This window comes from Pilosibacter sp. YYHA0881 (genome assembly GCF_051602715.1).
Classification (GTDB): domain Bacteria; phylum Bacillota; class Clostridia; order Lachnospirales; family Lachnospiraceae; genus Alitiscatomonas; species Alitiscatomonas aceti.
In genome coordinates, this window is sequence record NZ_CP175657.1 from 2,145,481 (window position 1) to 2,163,219 (window position 17,739).

Here is a 17,739-nt window from a genome sequence, read left to right on the forward strand (position 1 = left end):
TCATGCAGCCGCAGGGAGCTCCTGCTGCTGCACGATTTCTTTGTTTTCCATCAAGTCAGCCAAAAGCACATCTGCCAGCAAATGGCCGGCAAGGTGCCCGGTATGGATGACCACCCGATCTTTCTTCATCTGGATAAACTCCTCGTTGCGCAGGACGCGGCTCTGCGCGGCCAGCTTCAAATCTTGGCCTGTAAGCCGTGCCGCAATGACTTTTTGCCACTTCTGCAGAAATTCCGTCGCCTGCTCGATGTCCTCGTGCTGGCGGTCAAACAGCGTGCGTTTTTGACGCACAGTGCCGTCCGGCTCGATCTCCAGTGTGTAATAGGGATCTTCTGGTTCCTCCGCTCGGCGCAGAAACATGATGAAGCTCTCCCGGCGCTCGATGCGGTCATAGTACCGTTCGCCGGCGCCGTCATTTCCGACACAATGGTGAAGCATCCGTCCCTCTTTGATAATATCAAAAGTATTTTGAGGGGCAATGACCAGATAATCTTCATCTGCATAGGCATACTTTTTCTGCAATTCCTCGCAGATGGAGCGAACATGGGGGTACTTCTTGTCCATGTTCTCTGCTTGAAGCTCCAGGCTTCCAGCCTCACACTGGATAACCAGTTCATCATGCCGCTGACGCAATTTACGCGCACGATAGATAATTTCATCGCTGGTGTCGATATGCAGACGCTCTGCCATAGCAAGGTAGTCCTGCCATGTGGTCAACGCCTGCCGACAACTTCCGTCAAAATACGGCTTCTGTTTTTGCAGATAGTTTCGGATCTGAATCGGACTCATGCGGTCCGCGATGAACAGAATATCTTTGGCGCTGATCCGTTCTTTTTTAAACCAGCGAAACAGTTCATCCGGTATGCGTTGATTGGTCCGCTTTTCAAGCTGCAACCATGCCAGGTCTTCCGTATCGCCATTTATCTGCCGCAGACGGCGGAATTTGGGGCCGTCTAATCCCAATGCTCGAATCAGTCGCGTCTCATTTGGATAGAGTATCCGTTCCCGCACAGAATCACAATGTTCAAAGCATTCTTTTGTCAGCCTCGGCAAGTCTGCCTTCCAAATCTGCTCCATCTTCGGCATCCGCTTCCAAACAGCCAAATACTTTTCCGGATCAGTCACCGGATGGGTGCGTATCCACTGCACAAGGCCAGTGCCGAACAGCTCCTTCTGTTCCATGCAGGGAAGGCTCTTGCCATAGACCCTGCCTGTCTGATTGCCACAGTAACTATAGTAGCAGGGATTACCGGAAATCCAGCGTGTTTCCCGCTGGCAATACACGCCCCAATAGTAAGAGCGTATTTCTCCACTGCGGTCATAAATCGAACGGCGAAACTCATGCCAGTAAGGCTTTCCAGAGGGCAGACTGTCTTTCCAGTAAGTCCTCTCTGCCCAGAATTCACGGAGAACAAAGCCATCCTTGCACCGCTGAATCAGATAAGCATAGTCCTTTTCTGTCCGAATATACCCGGCGCGCCCCAGGGCTTTGAATACAATGGGATGCCGGCAGCAGGCACAGCGTCCTTTCTTATTGTGATATGGATGCCCGGATATAGGGACCTCTTTCCCACAAAAGGTACAATAACCGTTTTGGGCTCCGCCGCGTTTATAGCGATAGAAGATGAAATTTTCCCGCACAGCCACCTTATCAATCCAGCGCATCCAATCCTTGGGCAGTTCAGGCACCTGAGCCAGATCCTGATCCCACGCGCCGGTAATTCGTTTATGCCTCTGCTCCAACTGTTCGTCCCGTACATTTCTCTGAAAATCAAGGATACCGAGATCACCGCCGCGTTCCCCACAAAGATAGTCCTGTACTACGGCAGCATCTTTCTCACTGGCCCAGCAGGTGGCATAATAGTTTCTCCCCGGCCAATTCAGCCTGTCCAGTTTGGCGTCCCGCCATTTTTTCTCTAAATGGTCGTAAGTCAGAAACTGGTGCGCTTTCTTGTCAAGGAACACTTCATAAGCAGGATTGTTGCCATCCAGCCGCAGATGTTCCGGCAGATAAAAAGCCGCTTTGAGGATGCCATCCTGAACGACGCAGTTCATATATGGATAGTAGGTCCGTTCAACATAGCGATAGCCATAGGGGCCTTCATGCTGTTTCGGCTCATCCGCTATTGCTGCCTGTTTCATCTCCGGCGTTGCCGTCAATTTCGGCATTGCCAGAAGTGCAGATTTCTTCAATTTAGTTCACCATCCTTTTTTCAAGCTCCACTCCATACCAAATTCCTGGTTGGAGCGTTTTCCCGTCAATCTCCGCCACCACGATCTGCTGGATGCCGCCGGTAGTGCCGTCCTCTTTTGCAAAAGCAAGTACATCGCCGTTCCGAGTCCCTTTTGCAATAGGGTCGGCGCCGCGCACCGCTGCATAGCCATTCCACGCTTCAGCTTTGTCCACCTTTATATTGCTGTTCCACTTCCGCTTCGGGTGGTCTGCCATAAAAGCAAGGCCATGGAGGAAGAGTTCTTTTTTTGTCAGCCGTTTCAAAATTGTCAACTCTGTACAGGAAATTTTGGAATCGACACCATCTTCGTCAATGTCTCCGCCAGCATCGACAATATAGTATTCTGCGTGGTTTATATCTCCGTAATAGCGCAAGCAATCCAGCGGGTCCTCAGCACAGTGAAAGCCATTATGAGCGCAGTTGGCCTTTTCCGTTACATTGAGTCCCATCCTGAACTGGTAACCTCTGCAAATCAGGCCGGGAAGAAATCCTTTATATGCAATCATGCTGCACCCCCCTTAACCTGCCTTTGTCATGCCGAGATCCAGCAGCGATAGTTGACCATCGTTGGCAGGCTTTTCCTTCTGCACAGGCTTCGGTTTGGCTTCTGCCTTTTTCTTTTCCTTCTGCTTCTTTTTGGTGGTTCTGGCGAAATCTTTTCCATAGTAGGGGTTCGGTACAAACTTTTCTTCTTCCTTATGATCCTCTTTGGCGTCTGGGTCGCGGAAATAATCCTCTGCCCACTGGTAGCACAAATCGTCCGGAACATCACAGCCATACCCTTGGCTGCCCGGACCTGGCTGAATGCCGCTTGCTTTGAGTTCATCCTGAATGTAGTCCCACGCCTTGCGGCTGATGTACTGGAAACAGTGGATCATTGACTTGCGCGGGTGCATGGTGAGGCGTGCGAAAGCAATATCCTCCAGGCACTTGGTCTGGATAAATTCTGCCACACACTCTTTCATGTTGCGCCGGGTCAGTTTTTCTGTATCTGCGTTGACCCGCTGCATGGAGGCGTTCACCACCTCGTCGTCGCTCATCGCGGCCAGACGCTCCAGCTGCTCCTGCTCGGCCTTTTTCTTTTCAGCCTGCCGGGCTTCCCATTCTGCTTTACGCTTGGCTTCAGCCGCCTCATGCTCGGCACGGCGTTTTTCCTCGTCCGCATCGGTGGTTGCATCGGCCTTGGCGGGTGCCTCCTGCTCTTTACCGGCATCCTCCCCATCCGTGTCCGCTGCCTCGGAAGCATCGTCTCCGTTCATTTCCGCCAATTCCTCGGCCCCATCGTCTGCATCAAATGCGGGCGATGACGGCGTTTCCACGGTAGGGGAAGCCGCTGAATGGCTGGCCGACGGCACCGGCAGCTCGTCAAAAGTTTCCTCATCCTCAAAGGCGTTTCCTGCCGATACCTGTTCTGCGGGAAGTCCGAGCTCCTCCTGCTTGTTCAGCGCCATTTCTGAAAAATATCCCATAGTGATCTCCTTTCCGTCGTTTCATAAAAAGGCACGGAACAGGCCAATGCCCATCCCATGCCTTTGCCACATTGTTTTACAGCACATAAACCAATGTACTGTAACCGTCAAAGCAGTAACACACCACATTCGGATATTGCTTTGACCATTCCTTGATTTGATCCTGTATTGCTTGAGCCGCCCTGCGCGCTGAACCGTTCCACGGCGGCGGAACCGTCACCGTGAAAAAGCCTTTTTCTGTACGGGGCCGCACATCAGCGTCCAGATGGACGCATTGCTCCAGGAGTGCCAAAAGCTGGCTCTCCTTTGTCTCACTCACGACAACCATCAAAACCTCTCTTGTGTCTTTTCTGGAATTTCCTTCTTTGCGAGCATAGGGGAAAACTTTACTTGTCTAAACTGGTCTTGTCCGCTTACATAATAATACGCCCGCTTGGCACCGTGATTCAGTTCCACTACATCGGAAACCGCCATTGGCCGCCCGCGGCAGCCTTCAGGCAGCCGCTCCCGGCAGTCGGCAAACAGGCGCTTCAAAAGTGTGTCATCCGATTCCTCCGCTGGGCAGTAGATTTCTCCACTTCCTGCCACATAGTACATCGCCGCAGGCGGCTGTTCATAACCAGCCGCTTTTAACGCTGTAATATCCTTGAAAGCAAATGGGATCGCGTTCTCTTCGTCCAGTTGAAGTTGATAAAGTACAAACCTTTGTTTTCGCCGCTGTGGCTCCAACAGGGCGGCAAGAGCGTCCCGGCCGCCGCACAGGAAGGTTTTATGTTCCTCCCCTGTCAGCCCCAGATACTCTGTCAGTCCGATGTCTTGCTCGGCCCGGTGCTGCCACTGTTCCACGCAGTCCTCAATGTGGGCCAGCTTGCACAGCCCGCGCAGATACTGCTCTTTGAAACTCAACTTTTCAATTTCCTTTTGCCGCTGACTGCCCTGGCGCAAAGCCAGCTGCCAGTCATCAAACCCTTTATAATTGGGATTCCAAGTCAACCGCCGGCAATTCATGCCGTGCTTTTGCGCCATTAAGTAAATTTTGGATGCCCCGGCCATGGTCATTTTGTTGTTGTACTTGTCCATGTCATGGGCTTCGATAATCTCCTCTGTACCACTCTGCGCCAGCAACGCGAACATAGCGTCCAACGGACTGGTGTTATTGGCGCCGGCAATCGCGGCGAAAGTGCGCCCGGTCAGGCAATGGGAGATGTCTGCTTTCAAAAGACCTTCAATCACATAAACGACACGGGCAGATGGATTTCCTGCCAGATGTACCGGGCTGCCCGATCCTGTCCCGCCCTTTTTTGAGGAAGACGAAAACCAGATATATTTTGCTCCCGGCTTTTCCGGCGGATCATCCTTGTTTTTCAGCGGTATATCCAGTTTGATCTGGAATCCCTGCAACATGCCGTCAAAGCCGATGGCAGGGATCAGGATGCCGGCTGTCTTTTGATAAAAAGCCATAGTCCAATGTCCACCGTTATCCTGGTAAAAGCCCGGCACTCCCTGCACCTTGCAGCCCTGCTTGATCAGCCGTTCTGTAATAGACCGGCATAGAAAAGGCGGTGGGGTGCTCTTAAATCCCAGTGCGTCAATCTGTTCATCAGACAGCCCGCGTTTAGGGGAGCGCAGATGTTCCCGATGTGCCGGCCGCAGCGTAAGTTGAGCAAGCAGCAGGGATAGCGTCTGGTGGATCTCCGCTGGACTGGCCTTATTCGACTGTGGTACTGTTTTTCGCTCGGAAGAAGAATGGCCGGCAGGGGCAGCCCAGGCCCCTCGAAGTTGAAGGGCTTGGGCTGGCCGGCCGCTGTTGGGCTTCATTCCCGGAGCGTGCGTGTTCCTCTTGGATATTGTCACACAGAGCTTCTGCAATCTCCCAGTAGGCATCGGATGTAGTCGTATGGTTAAGTTCAGCATACAGCGCCAGCATTCCGCCATGTGCATCGCAGTAGTTGCACCGCCAGACATTCTTGACGAAATTGACATTCATCCGTCCCCGGCGGTCACCGCAGAACGGGCAGTCCACATAGACGCTGTTCGCCTGTTGACGCCTGATGCGTAGGTTTAATAGATTGACAACTTCCATGATGCCGAAAGGAAATTCATCCGGGTATGAGCCCATTTGTCATTCCTCCCTTCATACCCGAGCCAGGGCTTCGCATCAACCAGCCTTTTGAAGTGAATTGAGGACCAGTTGGGCAGCAGCCCGAACGATGTTGTCCTTGCTTTTGTTGCCCGGAGTCAAATAGAAACGCAGATTGACAGGCCGCTTCTTCGCCACCTCTGCGATAGTCAGCCCCCGGCATACGCCGCTGTCCACAACGACCTCCTGTGCCTGTTCCAGCGTCATCACCTTCAGAATATCCTCTACTGGCATATCCGGGGTGTATGCAGGGGCCTCTTGTACGACTTTGGCTTCGGGGACCTCCTGTGCCTCCTTGGCGACTGTCAGATCCTCCGCAGGGCGCTGAACTGGCAGTTCTTCCGCAGGGAGATGAATTGGCAATTCCTCCGCTGTCTTGCTGTTTTCCGGCTGCTCTGTCGTTGGCGCGGAATCCGCTGGCAGCGTATCCGTGTTTGTAGTAGGGCTTACCGGCAAACTCTGCTCATGGGCCGGAGTTGCTGCAGGCTGAATCTTCGTTCTTGCTGTTTCTGCGTTTTCAGATGCCCTCTGTGGCGTTTGTGTGCCCCCGGAAACGGAATTACCCTCGGAAAGAACAGCGGCCTTCTGCGAGGCGCTGGAGGGCTCCTGCGGCAACACAGTGCTCACAGGCGGAGTAATGGCAGAGGGCTGCGTTTTACTCACAGGCGCCGCTTTCTGTACGGAAGCGGCATGAGTGTCGGCGCTCACAAGCTGGATGCCAAATCCAGCGTCCGAAAGGGCCTGGCTCAACGCCTCATTTTGAGCTGCCTTCACAAAGTCCCTGCTATCCTGCATGGTCTGCTGGGCAACGCTCACGCTGAACGGCTCCGCGTCACTGCGGTCCAGAAATACCTTGGCCTCGAAAATCGCCATCTGCTCTGTGATCCTCATGGCCGTCAGACGCATACGCCCGTTGGGGTGTGCCATTCGGAACCAGAGTTTCTGATAGGGTAAGTCCAATTTCATGGAGTCCCCGGCACGCCGGAGGAACTTCAGCGGATCAAACCCCGGTACCTTGTTCAGTTCCGCAGCGGCAGGAACGGCCTCGTACATCGTTTTTGCATTATTGTTGTTGTCACTCATCTTCATAAACTCCTTCCTGTATAATAAATAGGGGACGCCGGGCATTTTTCTGCACCTTGCGTCACATTTTTAGCCTGCGTGCTTCAATTCTTTTTCCAAGTCCGCCGGAACGGGAATACCGGCCCGCCGGGCGTACGCCTTATAGTACAGGTGGATGCGCTCACCCAGAAGCGTGTTGCGTTTGCCGATCTCGTTGCGATGGATTGCCATGAACAGTACCTGCTTTTGACCGATGAGCACCACACGCTTTTTTGCGCGGGTAATGCCAGTGTAGAGCAGATTTCGATAGAGCATGACAGTATGTGCCTTTAAGAGCGGCATAATGACCGTATCGTACTCGCTGCCCATTGCTTTATGAATCGTGGTGGCATAGGCGAGGTCCAGATTGACCATATCCTCTATGCCGTACTCCAACTCACGGCCCACACCGAAGTCAAGTCCAACGCGAGTTCCATCTTCATCATTTTTGATATAGCGGATGAATCCCAGGTCGCCATTGGATACCTTGGCAGTGTTTTTGGTCTGCATGATCCGGTCATTGACCCTGAATACCTTGACACCGATTTTGATTTCTTCCTCGGCGGAACGGAACGGGTTAACCACTTCGCGGATCGCTTCGTTGAGCTGTTCCGCAGAGGCCGCGCCATCCGAGCGGAAAGGCGACAGGATCTGCACCCGGTCAATCCCACTTTCCTCGATCTCCCGGCAGTAGCGGGCAACAATTCGTTCAGCGGCTTCCGCCTGATTGTTGCTTGCCATGAAAACGAAATCCTGGCCGTAGTACAGCTTGGTGTTGCCTTCGTTAATGAATTTGGCGTTGTAGGCGATCAGGCTGTCCTTGGACTGACGGAAAATCTGATCCAGCACCGTCACGGTGATAAGGCCGCAGTCAATCAGTTCGCGGAACACATTCCCGGCGCCTACACTGGGAAGCTGATCCGGGTCTCCGACAAGAATGACCCGTGCTCCACCTTTGATGCGTGAGAAAAATTTATTTGCCAGCCACATGTCCACCATGGAAAACTCGTCCACAATGATCAAATCGGCCGAAAGCGGCTCTTGGGTGTTGTTGCGTTTTATTTCATCTTCCTCGCTGGCGAGCCCCAAAATGCTGTGCAGCGTTTTGGCCTTATCAACCCCGGTGCTTTCCGCCATACGCCGGCTGGCTCGGCCTGTCGGCGCCATCAAGGCGATCTCTCCCTGGGGATGCAGGCGGCGGTAGACCTCCAAAATTGTTTTCAGCACGGTTGTCTTGCCGGTGCCCGGGGAGCCTGTGATGATGGAAAGATTGTGGCGATAGGTTGCATACACAGCCGCTTCCTGTTTTGAGGACAGCGCCAATCCAATTTCTCGTTTGACCTGCTCCAAAATTTGTTCGATCTTCTCCGGAGCAGGAGGCTCCACCACACGCATCGCAATCCGGCGGGCGGTTTCATCCTCTTGTGCAAACACACGGGGAAGATAAATGTCTCCTTTGACGGATACGACCTCTCCATGCAGGATCATATCTTCGAGGACATCGCTGACCTCTTGTGCATGGAGCCGAAGCGAAGGAATAGGGATTTTAGCGTTGAGTAATTGGAGCGCCTCTTTTTGCAAAGCCTCACTGGTCAAAAACAAATGTCCGTTTTTCCCCTTGCTATCCTCCAACGCCCAGAACAAGGCGCCTTTGATTCGCATAGGGGCGCGCAGGTCGCCTCCGTTTTTCTGAACGATGGCATCCACCCTTAAAAAGCCAAAACCGGATATTTGGCAAAGCTCAAACGGACTCTTTTTCAAAATGTCCACGCTGGCCGGGCCGAAAAACTGATAAATCTTCTGCGCTGTTTTCGGTGTAATCTTGAACGGGGAGAGCAGCGTCATCAGGTCTTGCAACATCCGGCTCTCTGCATATGAGGTCTTGATGGCCTCCAGCTTGTTCTCCGTGATGCCCTTGATCTCCAGCAGCCGCTCCGGGCGATTTTGCAGAATGTCCAGTGTCTCCACGCCGAAGCGTGATACGATCTGTTTGGCGAGCGCCGGCCCAATGCCTTTGATAAGGCCAGAGGCCAGATAGCCTTCCACTCCACTCTTGGTTTGAGGGACAATTTCATGCCACTGCTCCACCTGAAGCTGCATCCCATACTTTCCTTTTTTCCATTCGCCATCCAGTTCCAGTTCTACCGCATCTGTGCGGGGCAGTTCGTAGCCGGTTGCCACAAACCGAATCAGATGATCCTTGCGTCGGCGGATAGACCTGGCTTCTTCGGGTACATCCTTCTCCGCGGTTTTTACACTGATGATGCAGAACTTATTTGCAGGATTATAGTAAATTGTCCCATCATAAGTTCCTCTATGGATCAAATCATTTTCCTCCTTTCTCATGCCGTCTTGGTATCAATTTTCACACTGAACCTTCGGGATTCTGAAACGGTTACATACTGCTCGTAAATATCAGGGTGGTCCAGCTTCAGCCGTATCAGATTGTCTTTGTCAATGCCGGGCGTTCTCACTGGATTGTAGGTGACAATATAGTTCACCCCATCCTGTTGGCAAACGGCCTTGCAGCTCTTGCCCATTTCCGCAACCAGCGCCGCCTTCAGCCGCTTCATATCCGCCTCGATCTCTTTGCTGCCTGCTTCCGTGAGTTTCTTCTGCTCTTGGAGCTGGAGATAGCGCATCAATTTGGCTGTCAGGCTCAAATCAAGCGTTACAACGGGGGCATCCTGATCCGCGGAGCCCGTATGCCGGCGCACGCTTTCAAGCACCAGATCACCATCTTCGGTATAAGGCGGCGGCGTCCTGGTAAGAACATGGTTTTCCCAGAAATACTGCTCCAGGAAAATCATCTCCTCCTCATAGGACTCATCCCGCCGGATTTCACGAATAATGGTTTCTTCCTCGTTGTTGCCATACAGGCAGCAGAAGAAGCAGCGATCCACATTCATGACAGCCATATAGTGCCGCCCTTGGGTTTCATAATAGACGGGAACAGTTTCTTCACCGTTTAGCCACCAGTTATCCCTTGCGTTATAATTTGTCGTTTTAATCTCCAGAATTGCGGTACTGCCATCCGGCAATTCCACAAAATAGTCCACATCGGCCAGCATCCACGAATACTGTGGGTGCTGGAACATTTTTTTGATCTGATAGACCTTGTACCCTGTGCGGTGTTGGAATATCTTCGCCACCAACGGCTCCAACAGGTGCCCCATTTCCAGAGCAACCCAGTTGTCCTCATTATCTTCGACCGCTACAATATTCAACTTGTCAAAGTAGAGGTCTCTTGCCGTCCGCCAGGGTGAAATTCCCAGCAGAGCCGCCACATCACTGCCGCCAATCCCTTTCCGGCGGTATGCAAGCCATTTCTCTTCGGACAGGCCCGCCGTTTCCACCAAAATTTGGGGTTGACTTCGCTTTTCGGCGGCTACATTGCTCGCCGGCATCTTTAGCACCCCCTCCGTGTTCGGCGGGGAATAGCGTGTACTCGAATCATTGGACTATGGACTTGGCTGGATTTGGGCACCTTCTGATGCTGCCAGTTCTCCAAAGGCCATTTCCTTTTTGCCCTAGGCTCCTGCCTTCGCTTTTTTACATTCATGCGTGTTACCTGCCTTTCTGTAGTTTGATATATCCTCAAAGCCGTTTCCGGCATTTGGGCGACAAAAAAGCGAGCATGACAAAGGGCAAAACGCCTGTTGTCCATAGTTGCCTATGAACCAATGTCATCCTCGCTGATGGGGAAACCCCGAAAAATAAAAAAAGCCAGTAATATACTGGCCCGAATGGGCGCAGCAATACTACTGGCACAAATACAATCTTAACTGCGTGTGCAATGCAGGGCTTTGAGCCTTGCCGTACAGATACAAGATCTGTATCCCACATGGGGAACGCACAAAAATCAATTACAAGTACAGGATAGCACAATATATTGATTTAGTCAAGAATGAATATCTATATTTGGTGTTTCGGGCGCGTGCTTTTACTTTCTCAAAAGTTTTTGAGAAAGCATGTAATGTGTGCAGAAATTCCTGCACCATTTTCCTATTTATAGGGCGTACAGATATAGCAGGATGTTCCATGCTGATCTGTACGCCTTTGTACTTTGAAAAAAGAATAACTCTGTTTCAGGGGTTATACAGGGAGCGCGGATAGTGTGCGGAGACTTTGTGTGCTCACCCACGGTTGAAATACTGCATAGCAGGCCCTGGCAATACGCGGCGGAAAGCCCCGGCGCAGGAAGTGACCTGGGACAGCTTACTTAAATATTTGGAATCGAACGCCTTGTTTTTTACTTTTTTGTTGATGTGGCGGCAGAGAAAGCGTATATGATATATGTAGGGAATCGTAGGCTTCTTTGTCGGCCACACAGAAAGGAGGCTATTCGTGGCTGATAAACAATTTCTTGAAAACACAGATCGGAATAATGCAGAAAAACGGAGCTATTCCGTTTCAGAGGCTGCTGAGATCCTGGGCGTCAGCAAACGCTCCATTTATAACCTGTGCGCCAGCGGAGCATTCAAATCTGTACGCATAGGGACTAAATTGAGGATTTCCAGAAAGTCCTTTGACGAATGGCTTGATGGTTCCGATTGATTTGGAAGGGAGCCTACAACTATGGCATCAATACAGAAACGCGGTAAGAAATATGCTGTTGTCTACACCTATGATGACTCAAAAGGTGAGAAGAAACAGAAGTGGGAAACTTTTATAACCAAAAAAGAGGCGTTGAAGCGGAAAGCCGCGGTGGAAAATGAGATCAATAACGGCACTTTTATTCCGCCCAGTGAACTGACCGTAAAAGATTTTCTGCGAGACTTTGTAGAACTATATGGAACCAAAAGATGGGGACTGTCTGTTTATGCTTCTAATAATGGCTTAATCAGCAATTACATTAACCCGTTGATTGGGGACGAAATTGTGCAGGACATCAATCGCAGGTCAGTGGACCAATTCATCCAGAAGCTGCAGAAAACGCCTCCAATCGAAACTCCATACAGACATGCACGGACAGACTTTGTTACGCCATGCACCATTGAAAAGATTATTAAGCTGATGCGCTGTGCATTTCATCAGGCTGTCCGCTGGGACATTATTGGTAAAAATCCGTTCGAGGATGCAATCTTGCCCAAGCGGGAGAAAAAGGTCAGAGCCATCTGGACTGCCGATATTATTCGAGATGCTCTCAACCACTGCTCGGATGGAAAGCTGTATGTCGCAATCAACCTGGCCTTTGCCTGCTCCATGCGGATGGGCGAAATCACCGGCCTTACATGGGACTGTGTTCATATATCAGATGAAGAAATCGCTCGGGATGATGCCTTCGTCTGGATTGAAAAAGAGCTGGCCCGTGTTGACCAGAAGGCTATCAACGCAGTTGGCGAAAAGGACATCCTCTTTGTATTCCCGCGCTTGATGGGCGGGAAGTCTTCTACGCGGCTCGTTTTGAAAAAGCCTAAAACAGAAAGCAGCATTCGTAAGGTTTGGATTCCGCGAACTCTTGCCTTTATCTTGCGGGAATGGAAAGAGAAGCAGGACAAGCTCAAGGAGTTTATGGGCGATGACTATATCGACTACAATCTGGTTTTGGCGCAGGAAACGGGCCGCCCCTGTGAAGATCGGATTATTGGAAATCAGTTTGAACGATTGAAAAAATCCGCTGGTCTTCCAAATGTTGTTTTTCATTCTCTCCGTCACTCCAGCACAACTTATAAGCTGAAAATCAATAAGGGAGATGTTAAGGCAACGCAGGGTGATACCGGTCATGCACAAAGCGACATGGTTACCCAAGTTTACGCACACATCTTGGATGAGGATCGGAAGGTCAACGCCCAGAAATTCGAAATGGCCTTTTATGCGAACGCGGATTTGCGTGGCGTTGAGCAAAGGCTTCGCGCAGAAAGCGCCGTTGCTGAACCTGACTCTGAAATTCTGCTGAAGCAATTGGAGGCTAAACCCGAACTCATGGATGCCTTCACGAAAAAGTTTGTTGAGCAGTATGGAGAACAGATTATGAATCAGTTAGCAAAAAAACTGATTGGTGCATAAATACACAGGAAAGCATGAGACGACATAAAACGCTGCGGCAGTGCTCATTAGCAAAATGAGCAGTTTTTTCAAGTTTGGCATAAAAATCGTTCGAGTCCTGTGATGGAAATTTGAGCAGATGGGAGTAAGAAGTCTCCACTCTAACCAATGATAAAAAGGAAATCTGTTCTAATCCTCGTAGCGAAAAAAGATAAGGAAAATGCCGCAACCTCTTGCGGTTACGGCATTTATGGCGTCCCCGGGCAGATTTGAACTGCCGGCCCCACGCTTAGGAGGCGTGTGCTCTATCCAACTGAGCTACGGAGACATATTCGATTTTTCATGGTCAAGGATGGAGCGATCCGCCTCCCAGGACTTTGATGACCTGATTATTAGGAGGCGTGTGCTCTATCCAGCTGAGCTATATGGACGTGTCTGATATATGATTATAGCCCGATCAAAGTCGAACTGCAATCCCTTATTTAGTTTTTTTTGAGGTGGCCGTTGTAACGCAACCTTAGGAGGCGAACGCTCTATCCTACTGAGCTACGGAGACAATATTCAGTTGAGCAATGGGTTTTCCTATTCGGATCATCCATTTAACTCAACACTCCTCGTATTATTTTATCAAACCCATCAAGGAATGTCAAGCAAAACGCCAGCAAAAATCACCTAAAAAGCGAAAATCAAAAAAGCCAAAAACTCCAAGTCTCCATCACAGCCCAAGATCCAATCCTTCCCAACACCCCCAGGCATAACCGCCATCTAGTTCCCTGTACGCCCAAGTTCCTGGAAATTAAGGATCCCCTGCATCCAGATCTGTCCCTTGAACCTCCGTCCCACGGCCGGCTCTCCCAGAAGATCCTTGCCATTGATGCAGATAATGAAATTCAGGTCGCTGCACTCCAGATTCAGCCAGTATATTTCTTCATTTGTATATTTATTCTTAATTTTCTGAATTTCTTTAATTTCTCCAATGACAGAGTACTGATCGCATTCGATCCCGCATGGCATAAAGCAGGAATCGATGATGGAATACAGGTCCTCCTTCATGGCACGGCGGGAGATCTTAGAATACAGGTCGATATCCTCAATGGTCAGCGTTTCCATGGCGTCCTCGTCGCCATTTTTCGCCGCCTCAATCAGATTATTCCTGTTTTTAGCCGCCACCTTTGCCATCTGGATCTGCTTCTGGGTCTTTTTGATGGGAAGAAGGATCTTCCCGCCAGTGGAAAATCCAGCCAGGCTGATGGAGCGGATCTTAAAGGCCTCTCCCTTTTTCAGTACCTTCTCCCTGTAATCCAGGAAGTTCTGTACGTAGAAGATCAGTGAGATCCCCACACAGGATTCGTCCACCATACCGGCATACGTTTCCTTTTCCACATGTCTCTGGACCGAACATTCTGCTGTGGAACTTTCCTGGGCACATTCCACATAGGGAAAGTAAAACTCCCTTTCAAAGTCTCCTTCCTCGTTCAGCTCACCTACAATGGAAAGCCCGATGCCGGGGGCGATCTCCGTCCGCATCTCGCAAACGTTGGTCTCCTCATCGATCTGAACACATTTTGTCACTGATGGCTGCGTCTCCAGCAGATCCAGAAGCTTTTCAATATCCTTTTTCTTCTGGTACATGCTGAAGCCAGCCGCACGCAAGAATTTATGCATATAGATTAATATTCCCCTTCATTCCTTTCGGGCTCCACGCCATCCATGTCTTCCATGTCCATGATCTCGTCCATATCCGCCCCGATGGCCTCCCGCTGCTGTCTCCTCAGTTTCTTCATCCGCTCGCTCTTATTTCTCTCACTTCCGGAAATCTCAATGGACTGTTCTCCAGAGCCGGAATACACGTCTTCTGTCTTTTCTCTCCGTCCTCTTTTTCCGTCCCCATCTGAGATAGACGGACGTTTCACGTAACCCAGAGCCTGCTCCAGGGCCTCCTGCTCTTCACTTCCCAGAAGTACCTCTGTGGCCCCTTCCTCCACCTCTTTCAGATAGATATAGCAGCCCTCCCGGCTGTGTACCACATCCAGGACAAAGCCGGTGTTATTTCCGTCCAGCATGGCGATGACAAAGCTGAGATTCCCGCCCATTCCCTTAAAAGCATTATATTTGACAAATCCAAATTTCTGGAATGAATCCTTTACCTGCTTGGACAGCCGTTTCATAGCGTCCTTGCTGGCCCGGTCCCTGGACTGGCTTTCCTTTAATTCCTCCAGGATATCCTCCAGCGTATCCTCCAGCGTTTCTGCATCCTTTCCACGCATGAAAAGATCATAACGCCGGTACAGCTTATTCATTTTAACAATACAGACGATCACGGCGATCAGTAAAACCACCGATAGTACGGAAAATCCCACGATCAGAAGCATTGGATCGATGGGAAGATGATACAATAGACTATTTTCCATATATTTTCTGTCTTCTGTCCTTCCTTATTTACAGAATTTAATTTTTATTGCCTGGCTATGGACTCCATCATCTCGATCAACCGTTCCAGTTCCTCCTGGGAGTAATACTCGATCTCGATCCTGCCCTTATTTTTATCCTTCCTGTTGATAAGAACCTTAGTGCCCATAATGGACTTCAGCTTGTCCTCGATCTGCCGGTAGATCAGATTGATGTCCGGCCCCGTTTCCGCTTCTTTCTTTGGCTTCTCCGGGCGGTTTAAGAGCTTCACCAGCTTCTCCACATCGCGGACGCTTAATCTTTCCTCTACGATTTTCTGGGCAGTCTGGAACTGGCGTTCCCCATTTTCCAGTCCCAGAAGGGCACGGGCGTGGCCGCTGGAGATCTTTTCATCGATCAGAAGCTGCTGTACCCTGTCATCCAGCTTCAGAAGACGCATACTGTTGGTAACCGTGGCTCTGTTTTTTGAAACGCGGGCCGCGATCTCCTCCTGAGTCAGATGGAATTCCTGGATCAGCCGCTGATACGCCTGCGCTTCCTCGATAGGGTTCAGATCAGCGCGCTGTACATTTTCGATCAGTGCGATCTCCATGGTCTTCTGCTTATCATATTCACGGATCATCACAGGGACCTCGGTAAGTCCGGCCAGCTTGGCCGCTCTCCACCGGCGCTCCCCGGCTATGATCTCATAATGACTGTCCTTTTTCTGGACGATCAGCGGCTGAAGCACTCCATACGTCTTAATGGAATCTGCCAGCTCCTGGAGCGCAGCCTCATCAAAATTTTTACGGGGCTGTGTCCCATTGGGTTCGATCAATGATACCTTTAATTTCTGCTCCACTGGCTTTTCTACGATCTTTTCAACAATGATCTTTTCTGCTTTTTTCCCGTTTCCGGTGCCAGAGGATGTTTTTCCCTTTTCTTTTTTCTCCGCAGCCGAAGGCTTTTCTTCCTTTACAGCTGCATTTTCTTCCAACGTGACTTCTTCACCAAACAGGGCTCCCAGGCCTTTTCCCAATCCCCTTTTCGCCATTATACCTCTTCTCCTCTGCTTATGACTTCCGCGGCCAGAAGCCTGTAATTTTCTGCACCAGTGGACCGGCTGTCATACATATTGATGGGCATGCCATAACTGGGGGCCTCCGCCAGACGGACGTTTCTTGGAATGATCGTTTTATAAATATTCTCATTCAGATGTTCTTTTACATTTTCCACTACTTCCAGTGAAAGATTGGTTCTGGAATCATACATGGTGAAGACCACGCCTTCCACTTCCAGCTCCGGATTCAGTTTTTTCTGTACCAGATTCACAGTCTTTAAAACCTGGTTCAGGCCCTCCAGGGCGTAGTATTCACACTGGATAGGGATCAGCGCCGTATTGGCAGCCGTCAGAGCATTGATCGTCAGCAGGCTTAAAGAAGGTGGACAATCAATGATGATAAAATCATAGTTATCTTTTACCAGATTCAGATTTTCCTTCAGGATATTCTCCTTATCCTTCATATCCAGAAGCTCGATCTCTGCTCCCGAAAGATCCACATCAGATGGCATCACATCCAGGCGCTCCTGCACGCTGGGCATGATACAGTCCCCCACCTGGCACTCTCCCATAAGCAGTTCATACACCGTATTATCAATATTTCCTTTTTCCAGTCCCAACCCACTGGTGGCATTGCCCTGAGGATCGAAATCCACAGTCAGCACCCTCTGCCCCGCTTCTGCAAGGCAGGCCGAAAGATTGATCGCCGTAGTCGTTTTTCCAACTCCGCCCTTCTGATTTGTGATCGCTATAATACGTCCCATATATCTCAAGTATCCTTTCCACAGACCAAAAACGCATTCTGCTTTTTATCCAGTTCACACTCATTTCATCCACTGAACTGTTACATGGACTTAAGTATAACACATTTCATTTCATTTTCCTATGGTTTCATAAGAGAAAAATGTGGATGTTTCACGTGGAACATCCTACATTTTCTACAATAATGTTTTTTCTTGTATTTTCTTCTGTCTTCCAGGCTGCACAAGAAAGAATCCCGATTGCGGGCTTCTCCGCCTGCGGCATAATTCCCTTCCGCCGCATGGCGATCCCCGCAGAGCGTTCTTTATGTCATAGGACGCACTTTCCTATGGCATAAAAAGCTGATTTCCGGAGAAAAGATCGGAAATCTGTACAGGGCAACCTCAAAAATGCTCCTTAATCTTATGCTTATCCAAAATCATGTATATAAAAAATCCTCTTCTCACTGAAAAATAGCGTTTTTATAGTGAGCATGGAACGTATTTGTGAAAACTTTTGAAAATTTCGTGAACACATTATGCGGAATAAGCCGACGTCAGAAAGAATAAAATCCCACTAGCCCCAATATAAAAATTGTTTCCATGAAATTCTTTCTTA

The 17,739-nt window shown here is 50.1% G+C and carries 14 protein-coding genes, 1 tRNA gene and 1 pseudogene; 2 read left to right on the top strand and 14 right to left on the bottom strand.

Annotated elements, in window-relative coordinates:
• The 9 genes from ACI6NM_RS10020 to ACI6NM_RS10060 form a co-directional block, all read right to left on the bottom strand.
• On the bottom strand, window positions 1-2,193 hold the full coding sequence (locus ACI6NM_RS10020) for a PcfJ domain-containing protein (RefSeq protein WP_009257973.1): 2,193 nt from the start codon (window positions 2,191-2,193) through the stop codon (window positions 1-3).
• Between the two features lies 1 nt (window position 2,194).
• Entirely contained in the window at window positions 2,195-2,740 is a 546-nt protein-coding gene (locus tag ACI6NM_RS10025) for a DUF7666 domain-containing protein (RefSeq protein ID WP_009257972.1), read from the bottom strand.
• A 12-nt stretch (window positions 2,741-2,752) separates the two neighbouring features.
• Window positions 2,753-3,703, bottom strand: a complete 951-nt coding sequence (locus tag ACI6NM_RS10030) for a Cas9 inhibitor AcrIIA9 family protein (protein WP_009257971.1) — start codon at window positions 3,701-3,703, stop codon at window positions 2,753-2,755.
• 76 nt (window positions 3,704-3,779) lie between these two features.
• Window positions 3,780-3,995 carry a hypothetical protein gene (locus ACI6NM_RS10035; RefSeq protein ID WP_227144128.1) on the bottom strand — a complete coding sequence of 72 codons (216 nt, stop codon included), beginning with the start codon at window positions 3,993-3,995 and terminating at the stop codon, window positions 3,780-3,782.
• Window positions 3,996-4,030: 35 nt separating this feature from the next.
• Window positions 4,031-5,164: a YodL domain-containing protein gene (locus ACI6NM_RS10040; protein WP_438500857.1), complete on the bottom strand. Its 1,134-nt coding sequence runs from the start codon at window positions 5,162-5,164 to the stop codon at window positions 4,031-4,033.
• Between the two features lie 247 nt (window positions 5,165-5,411).
• Window positions 5,412-5,822 carry a CHC2 zinc finger domain-containing protein gene (locus tag ACI6NM_RS10045; protein WP_438500858.1) on the bottom strand — a complete coding sequence of 137 codons (411 nt, stop codon included), beginning with the start codon at window positions 5,820-5,822 and terminating at the stop codon, window positions 5,412-5,414.
• Window positions 5,823-5,861: 39 nt separating this feature from the next.
• Window positions 5,862-6,932 (bottom strand): hypothetical protein, encoded by a 1,071-nt coding sequence (locus tag ACI6NM_RS10050; protein WP_242869072.1) that lies wholly within the window; start codon window positions 6,930-6,932, stop codon window positions 5,862-5,864.
• A gap of 63 nt (window positions 6,933-6,995) precedes the next feature.
• Entirely contained in the window at window positions 6,996-9,269 is a 2,274-nt protein-coding gene (recD2, locus tag ACI6NM_RS10055; protein WP_009257967.1) for an SF1B family DNA helicase RecD2, read from the bottom strand.
• Between the two features lie 17 nt (window positions 9,270-9,286).
• Complete coding sequence (locus ACI6NM_RS10060) at window positions 9,287-10,351, bottom strand: YqaJ viral recombinase family nuclease (RefSeq protein WP_009257966.1); 1,065 nt, start codon at window positions 10,349-10,351, stop codon at window positions 9,287-9,289.
• 940 nt (window positions 10,352-11,291) lie between these two features.
• Here ACI6NM_RS10060 and ACI6NM_RS10065 point away from each other — a divergent pair.
• Together ACI6NM_RS10065 and ACI6NM_RS10070 are read left to right on the top strand one after the other, a co-directional pair.
• Window positions 11,292-11,501 carry a helix-turn-helix domain-containing protein gene (locus ACI6NM_RS10065; RefSeq protein WP_009257965.1) on the top strand — a complete coding sequence of 70 codons (210 nt, stop codon included), beginning with the start codon at window positions 11,292-11,294 and terminating at the stop codon, window positions 11,499-11,501.
• Window positions 11,502-11,522: 21 nt separating this feature from the next.
• Window positions 11,523-12,953: a site-specific integrase gene (locus ACI6NM_RS10070; protein ID WP_009257964.1), complete on the top strand. Its 1,431-nt coding sequence runs from the start codon at window positions 11,523-11,525 to the stop codon at window positions 12,951-12,953.
• A gap of 230 nt (window positions 12,954-13,183) precedes the next feature.
• Here ACI6NM_RS10070 and ACI6NM_RS10075 read toward each other — a convergent pair.
• From ACI6NM_RS10075 to ACI6NM_RS10095, 5 genes and pseudogenes are all read right to left on the bottom strand, one after another.
• A tRNA-Arg gene (locus ACI6NM_RS10075) sits at window positions 13,184-13,260 on the bottom strand.
• Window positions 13,261-13,697: 437 nt separating this feature from the next.
• The gene (locus ACI6NM_RS10080; protein ID WP_158359180.1) at window positions 13,698-14,597 is read right to left on the bottom strand and encodes a DUF3881 family protein; all 900 of its coding nucleotides are present in this window, start codon (window positions 14,595-14,597) and stop codon (window positions 13,698-13,700) included.
• Between the two features lie 239 nt (window positions 14,598-14,836).
• Window positions 14,837-15,343 (bottom strand): annotated as a pseudogene (locus tag ACI6NM_RS10085) (DUF4446 family protein); the annotation flags it as partial.
• A 44-nt stretch (window positions 15,344-15,387) separates the two neighbouring features.
• The gene (locus tag ACI6NM_RS10090; RefSeq protein ID WP_337811195.1) at window positions 15,388-16,374 is read right to left on the bottom strand and encodes a ParB/RepB/Spo0J family partition protein; all 987 of its coding nucleotides are present in this window, start codon (window positions 16,372-16,374) and stop codon (window positions 15,388-15,390) included.
• Window positions 16,374-17,144 (bottom strand): ParA family protein, encoded by a 771-nt coding sequence (locus ACI6NM_RS10095; RefSeq protein ID WP_022272816.1) that lies wholly within the window; start codon window positions 17,142-17,144, stop codon window positions 16,374-16,376. Before ACI6NM_RS10095 ends, ACI6NM_RS10090 begins: the two co-directional genes overlap by 1 nt.
• Window positions 17,145-17,739: the final 595 nt, after the last annotated feature.